The organism is Pedomonas sp. (genome assembly GCF_036515995.1).
Taxonomy (GTDB): domain Bacteria; phylum Pseudomonadota; class Alphaproteobacteria; order Sphingomonadales; family Sphingomonadaceae; genus Pedomonas.
The window spans coordinates 25,701-32,717 of record NZ_DATBUP010000064.1 but is presented as its reverse complement, the minus strand read 5'-3'; the positions used below and the strand labels follow the sequence as shown (position 1 = coordinate 32,717).

At 65.0% G+C, this 7,017-nt stretch carries 5 protein-coding genes; 4 read left to right on the top strand and 1 reads right to left on the bottom strand.

The annotated features are described in order from the left end of the window. On the bottom strand, positions 1-975 hold a 975-nt coding region (locus VIG90_RS05135; RefSeq protein WP_331592381.1), incomplete at its 3' end, for an FAD-dependent oxidoreductase. 189 nt (positions 976-1,164) lie between these two features. Between VIG90_RS05135 and lepA the strand changes: the two genes are divergently transcribed. The 4 genes from lepA (at position 1,165) to VIG90_RS05115 (ending at position 6,961) form a co-directional block, all read left to right on the top strand. Beyond that, positions 1,165-2,976, top strand: coding sequence for a translation elongation factor 4 (gene lepA, locus VIG90_RS05130; protein WP_331592380.1), 1,812 nt, complete (start codon positions 1,165-1,167; stop codon positions 2,974-2,976). 158 nt (positions 2,977-3,134) lie between these two features. Beyond that, positions 3,135-4,106, top strand: a complete 972-nt coding sequence (locus VIG90_RS05125; RefSeq protein WP_331592378.1) for an aldo/keto reductase — start codon at positions 3,135-3,137, stop codon at positions 4,104-4,106. A 114-nt stretch (positions 4,107-4,220) separates the two neighbouring features. Further along, the gene (locus tag VIG90_RS05120; RefSeq protein WP_331592377.1) at positions 4,221-5,177 is read left to right on the top strand and encodes a hypothetical protein; all 957 of its coding nucleotides are present in this window, start codon (positions 4,221-4,223) and stop codon (positions 5,175-5,177) included. Between the two features lie 221 nt (positions 5,178-5,398). Then, positions 5,399-6,961, top strand: coding sequence for an MFS transporter (locus VIG90_RS05115; RefSeq protein ID WP_331592376.1), 1,563 nt, complete (start codon positions 5,399-5,401; stop codon positions 6,959-6,961). Positions 6,962-7,017 lie beyond the last annotated feature (56 nt).

Sequence of the window (7,017 nt, the reverse complement as noted above, 5' to 3'; positions counted from 1 at the left end):
GTTGTCGAACGGCACGCCCGGTATGGACAGGGTTCGGTAACCAATGCAGGAGATGATGAGACCGGCGGGCAGATCGAACGTCTCTCCCGTGCCGATCGCCTGCCCCGCCGCGTCCAGCGAGGTGCGCTCCAGCCGCAGCCCTTCGGCACGGTTGCCCCCAAGCACGGCTTGCGGGCGGGAGTAAAAGAGAAAGCGGATCTGCCGGGCCTTGTCCTCAGGTGATCGGTCGGCGAACTGGCGCAGATGCCCCACCGCCTTGCGCAGACCAGTATCCTCAACTCCGCGTTCGGCACCTTCGGACGGAAGCTGGCCGGGCTCTACCAGCGGGACTGCCTCTCCCAGTTCTCCCAGTTCTCCCAGTTCCTTGGGCGTGAAGTTGACCTGAAGCGGCCCGCGACGCCCGATGATATAAATGGTGCGAATGGGGCTGCGGTGGATGACATCCGCTGCGTGGCAAGTCAGATCCGAAGCAGACATTTCCTCCGGCGTCTTCACCAGCACTCGAGCGACATCCAGGGCCACGTTGCCGTTGCCGATGATCGCCACCGTCTCCGTATCAAGCGGCGGATTCAGGTCCGCATGGTCCGGATGCCCGTTATACCAGCCCACGAACGCCGCCGCGCCGATGACCCCCGGCTTCTCGTCACCGGGGATGCCGAGCGGGCGGTCCTGCGGCGCACCGGTTGCCAATACCACGGCATGATAGAGTTGGCGTAGCTCCTCCATGCTGACAGCATCCCCCACCTCCACATTGCCGTAGAAGCGGACATTGCCGCCGAGCTGTGTGCTCTCGTAGCGGCGCGTCACCGCCTTGATGCTCTGGTGATCGGGTGCGACGCCATTGCGGATCAGCCCGAAGGGCGTCGGCAACCGGTCGATGATGTCAATCTGAACGCCACTGCCAAACTGCTTCAGCAGTCCCTCGGCCGTGTAATAACCCGCAGGACCGGAGCCGATGATCGCCACTTTCAGCACGCGCCATCTCCCAACCGGTTCGTTTTGGTTAACCGAATGATGTCACACGCCGCGCCCCCTGTCTGCCACTATATCCGGCATGTATGGGCGGGCTGCTCGCCGCGACTTAAGCAATAAAGCGCACAACTTACTGCTCTTCCCTGCAACGACAGCTTTGCGAGAGCCTCGAGCAGTGCTATGGGCGCTTGCATGACGACCGATGCTTCACTCATTCGCAATTTTTCGATCATCGCCCACATCGACCATGGGAAATCCACCCTGGCCGACCGGCTGATTCAGCGTTGTGGCGGCCTTGCCGACCGCGAGATGGTTGAGCAGGTGCTCGACAACATGGACATCGAGCGCGAGCGGGGCATCACCATCAAGGCCCAGACCGTGCGCCTCGAGTACAAGGCGAAGGACGGCAAGTCCTACGTGCTGAATCTGATGGACACACCCGGCCACGTGGACTTCGCCTATGAGGTCTCCCGCTCGCTGGCGGCCTGCGAGGGCTCGCTGCTGGTGGTGGACGCCTCGCAGGGCGTGGAAGCGCAAACTCTCGCCAACGTCTATCAGGCGATCGAGAACGACCACACCATCGTGCCGGTTATCAACAAGGTGGACCTGCCCGCCGCCGACCCGGACCGGGTGAAGCTGCAGATCGAGGACGTAATTGGCCTCGAGACCGACAACGCCGTGCTCGCCTCGGCCAAGTCCGGCATCGGTATCGACGACGTGCTCGAAGCCATCGTCCAGTACATTCCGTCCCCGAAGGGGGACCCCAACGCGCCACTCAAGGCGATGCTGGTGGATTCCTGGTATGACCCGTACCTCGGCGTCATCCTGCTCGTCCGCGTGGTCGATGGCGTGCTGAAGAAGGGCATGAGCCTGCGCATGATGGCGGCCGGCACGGACCAGACCGTCGAGCGCATCGGCGTGTTCCGCCCGAAGATCGATTATCTTCAGGATCTGGGCCCCGGCGAGGTCGGCTTCATCACCGCCCAGATCAAGGAAGTGGCCCAGACCCGCGTGGGTGACACGCTGGTCGAGACCAAGAACGCCAAGACGGCCGAGCCCCTGCCCGGCTTCCGCGAAGTGCAGTCCGTGGTGTTCTGCGGCATGTTCCCGGTCGACGCGGCAGATTTCGAGAAGCTGCGCGACAGCATGGCCAAGCTGCGCCTCAACGACGCCAGCTTCACCTACGAAATGGAAACGTCCGCCGCGCTGGGCTTCGGCTTCCGCTGCGGCTTCCTCGGCCTCCTGCACCTTGAAATCATTCAGGAGCGCCTCTCCCGCGAGTTCGATCTCGACCTCATCACCACCGCGCCGTCCGTGGTCTATCACATCCACCGGACCGACGGCACGATGACCGAGCTGCACAACCCGGCCGACATGCCGGAGGTGGTGCGGATCGATCACATCGAGGAGCCGTGGATCGAGGCGACCATCTTCGTGCCCGACGAATACCTCGGCTCGGTGCTGAAGCTGTGTCAGGACCGCCGCGGCATCCAGAAGAACCTGTCTTACGCCGGGACCCGCGCCATGGTGGTTTACGAACTGCCGCTCAACGAAGTGGTGTTCGACTTCTATGACCGCCTGAAGTCGATCTCGCGCGGCTACGCCAGCTTCGACTACCACCAGATCGGCCACCGCGAGGGTGACCTGGTGAAGATGAACCTGCTGGTGAACGAAGAGCCGGTGGACGCGCTCTCGATGATCGTCCACCGCTCTCAGGCCGAAGCGCGCGGTCGCCACATGTGCGAGCGCATGAAGGACCTGATTCCGCGCCACATGTTCAAAATCCCGATTCAGGCGGCCATCGGCGGCAAGGTCATCGCCCGCGAGACCATCGCGGCGCTGCGCAAGGACGTGACCGCCAAGTGCTACGGCGGCGACATCACCCGCAAGCGCAAGCTGCTGGAGAAGCAGAAAGAGGGCAAGAAGCGGATGCGCACCTTCGGCAAGGTGGACATTCCGCAGGAAGCCTTCATCGCCGCGCTCAAGATGGGCGACAACAAGTAGGATACAAAGGACGGGGCGGTTTTCCGCCCCGTTTCTTATTTGCCGCCAAGCTACCGTTCATGTTCGCCTGTTAGAGGGACCGCCGACAGGCGCGTTGCAGGAGCCGCCAGCCTGTTTGTATCGTTCTGCACCTACGGTTCATTACGAAAGACAGGTCCATGTCCGCAACGCTTCGCCCCATTGGCCGCTCCGGTCTCAAAGCCGCTCCCCTCGCCTTTGGCGGCAACGTCTTCGGCTGGACGGCGGATCACGACATGTCATTCCGCCTACTCGATGCCTTCGTGGAGGCGGGCTGCAATCTCATCGACACTGCGGATGCCTACTCGCGCTGGGTGCCCGGCCATGAGGGAGGCGAGTCAGAGACCGTTATCGGCCAGTGGCTGGCCCGCGATCCGGCCAAGCGCGAGAAGGTGCTGATCGCCACCAAGGTGGGGCTGGACATGGGGCCGGGCGGCAAGGGTTTGTCGGCCGAGCATATTGCCAGCGGCATCCAGGCTTCGCTCAAGCGGCTGCAAACCGATTACATCGACCTGTACCAGTCCCACACCGACGACACGAGCGTGCCACTGGAAGAGACGCTGCGCGCCTATCAGAAGCTGATCGAGGCTGGCGTGGTGCGCGCCATCGGTGCCTCAAACTACACTGCCGAGCGGCTGACCGAAGCGCTGGAGGTGAGTGCCCGGGAGGGGCTGCCGCGCTACGAGAGCCTTCAGCCGCTCTACAACCTCTATGACCGCCACGCCTACGAAGGCGCGCTGCAGGATCTGTGCGTGCAGGAAGATATCGGCGTCATTCCGTACTTCAGCCTTGCGAAGGGATTTCTCTCCGGCAAGTACCGCCGCGAGGCCGACCTCGGCCAGAGCGTGCGCGGCGGCAGCGTGGCTGGTTATCTGAACGCCAAGGGCTCGCGCATCCTGGAGGCGCTCGACGACGTCTCGGCGCGGCACAGCACCCAGCCCGCCAGCGTGGCGCTGGCCTGGATGATGGCCCAGCCGGGCATCGTTGCACCCATTGCCAGCGCCACCCGGCCCGAGCAGCTTGAGCAGTTGCTCGCCGCCGTGCGCCTTGACCTGAGCAAGGACGATCTTGCCGCGCTCACGCAGGCCGGGGCCGAGGCTGCATCCGCCTGAACTGGCGGGCCTCACGCCCCGCGCCCCGCTCGCAGTGTGGTAACGCGCGCAAATTCCGCCCGCGTTTACCACCCTGATGGCCTATGGTTCGCCCCTTGCCCAGGGAGGAACGTCATGGCCCGAGTAAAGAACACCAAGGCGCTGGTTGCGGCAGCACTTCCGCTCGGGCTCGCCCTTTCAGAGGCATCGCAGGCAGAAACCGCACCGTCAGCAGCGTCAGCCGAGGTTGTCGTCCGTGACCTGACGCTGGATGATGCGGGCCGGGCCGTTCCAGTGCGCGTATTCGCCCCAGCGTCGGGGTGCACGAACTGCACCCTCCTGATTTTCTCGCACGGGGCCAATGCCAGCTACAGTCGCTATGACGTGCTGCTGAAGGACTGGGCGGCGCGTGGCTATGTGGTTGCCGCCCCGCAACACGTGGATTCCGAGGAACACCCTCGCCGGGACGACTACAAGACGGCGGACGGGCGGTTGCTGCGCATGCGCGACTACGCCGTGGTGGATGCCGCTTTCACGCCGAATGCACCTCAGCAGTTCGCCAGCCTCTCCTTCTCTGGTACCGTGGTGGCTGCTGGTCACAGCTACGGCGCGCTGATCGCGCAGATTGCAGGTGGTGCCCGCATCCAGCGGCCTGATGGCGACTTCACTCGCAACTGGCGCACGCCCAAAGCCGTCATCGCCATCTCCCCGCCCGCGACCATTGCCGGCTTTACCAGCCTTGACGGCTGGAGCCATGTGAGTGTGCCGCAGCTGGTGGTGACCGGCACGACCGACGTGCTGCCCGGCTTCGTTGACGACTGGCGGCGGCATCTCGATTCTTTTGCTGCGGCCCGCCCGGGGCTTGGCTTTGCCCTGATTTTCGAGGGCATGGATCACAACTTCAACGGCGCCTACTGCCGGATCACGCCCGAGGGCGCAAAGGCGGCCCCGCAGGTTGCGCGGCTCAACGCAGCCATCGATCATTTCATCCGCAAGGCCGTAGGCGGCAGCCTGCCCTCCGCCGCAGACTGGGTGAAGACCCAGAGTTTCGACGGTCCGGACGCTGACGGCGTGGAAGCCCGCGCGAACTGAACGGCACAGAGCGCTGGCCCTGTTCCCCTTGCGCTCCTGCCCGCAGGTCTGATAGAGAGCCCGCCCCGCTGAAACGGCGGTTTGTAGCGTTGCGCACTCCACTCGAATGCTTTTCCCCGGCTCAGGCCTGGCGGCGGCCCCTACTCCTGCCCACGCCGTTGCTGCTGCGCCGCTTCTTCGCATTTGCTCTTCAGCTTGTTGACCAGACAAGGATTACCTCCATGCACGGCCCTGTATCCGATGCGAACCCGCCAGCGTCCGTTACCCCCCTCGCCACCTGGCGGGAGTGGGTGGGATTATGCGTTCTGGTGTTGCCCGCCCTGCTCATTGCCATCGACATGACGGTGCTACATCTGGCCATTCCGCATCTGGCGGCAGACCTGCGCCCCACCAGCACGCAGCTGCTGTGGATCATCGACATTTACGGCTTCTTCGTTGCCGGCTCGCTCGTGACCATGGGCTCGCTCGGCGATCGGATCGGGCGGCGCAAACTGCTGCTCATCGGCGCGGCGGCGTTCAGCGTCACCTCCCTGCTGGCGGCATTTGCCACGACCCCGGCCATGCTGATTACCGCCCGCGCCCTCCTCGGCATTGCGGCGGCAACGCTCATGCCCTCCACCCTCTCGCTCATCCGCAACATGTTTCATGACGAGCGCCAGCGGGGCCTTGCTATTGCCGTCTGGCTCAGCCTGTTCATGGGCGGCGGCTCGGCCGGGCCGGTGCTGGGCGGTATCGTGCTGGAATACTGGTGGTGGGGTGCCGTCTTTCTGCTCAATGTGCCGGTGATGGTCCTGCTGCTGATCGTGGGCCCGCTTCTGCTGCCTGAACACAAGCAGAAGGACGCCGGCTCGCTGGACATTCCCAGCGCCGTGCTGGCGACCTCCGCCGTGATGGTGGCCGTCTACGGCATCAAGGAGGCGACGGTTGACGGCGTCAGTCCGCTGGCCGTGCTCGCCATGGCGGCGGGCGTCGGCATCGGCTTCCTGTTCGCGCGCCGCCAGATCCGGCTGACGGACCCGATGATCAGCCCGGACCTGTTCCGCAATTCGGCCTTCCGCGCCACGCTGATCACCCAGACGCTCATTCTGCTGGCGTTCGCCGCGCCCATGTTCCTGACCAACCAGTACATGCAGCTGGTGCTGGGGCTTTCCGCGCTGGATGCGGCGCTGCATCTGCTGCCCGCGCTGATCATCGGCACGCTCGGTTCTCTCCTTGCGCCGTGGATGGCGGGCAAGACTCACCCGACGCTGGTCATCGGCGGGGGCTTTGCCCTTGGCACCGCCGGGTTCGCCCTGCTGACGCAGGCCCCGACAACCGACGGCTACCTGACGGTCATCACCGGCTTCGGCCTCGCCATTTTCGGGGCCAACGCCGCCATCACCCTGCTGACCAACGCCATTCTGGGCGCGGCCCCTCCCGAACGGGCGGGCGAGGCCTCGGGCATTTCGGAAACGTCGATGGAGTTGTCCCACGCCCTGGGCATTGCGGTGATCGGCAGCGTGGCCGCCGCCGTCTACCGCGCCGCGGCGGCGGACACCCTGCCCGCCAGCCTGCCCGCCGAGGCGCTGACGGCCGGGCGGGACTCCCTGTTTGCAGCCGCAGCCGTAGCGGGGGATCTGACACAGGGCGATGCCGCAGCGTTGCTGGCAGCGGGGCGCGAGGCGTTCGTCTCCAGCCTGCACGTGGCGGCAGGCATCGGCGCGGTGCTGACGGCGTTGCTGACGGTGCTGGCCGTCACGGTGCTGCGCCACGCCACGGCAGGCGCGACCACTGCGCAACATTAAGTTGGGCGTTATTGGGGCGGCGGCATGGCCATCCCCCTCGACCCGTTGCAGATGAA

Coding starts and splice junctions, on each gene's coding strand:
- lepA (WP_331592380.1), top strand. CDS start 1,165: ATGACGACCGATGCTTCACTCATTCGCAATTTTTCGATCATCGCCCAC.
- VIG90_RS05125 (WP_331592378.1), top strand. CDS start 3,135: ATGTCCGCAACGCTTCGCCCCATTGGCCGCTCCGGTCTCAAAGCCGCT.
- VIG90_RS05120 (WP_331592377.1), top strand. CDS start 4,221: ATGGCCCGAGTAAAGAACACCAAGGCGCTGGTTGCGGCAGCACTTCCG.
- VIG90_RS05115 (WP_331592376.1), top strand. CDS start 5,399: ATGCACGGCCCTGTATCCGATGCGAACCCGCCAGCGTCCGTTACCCCC.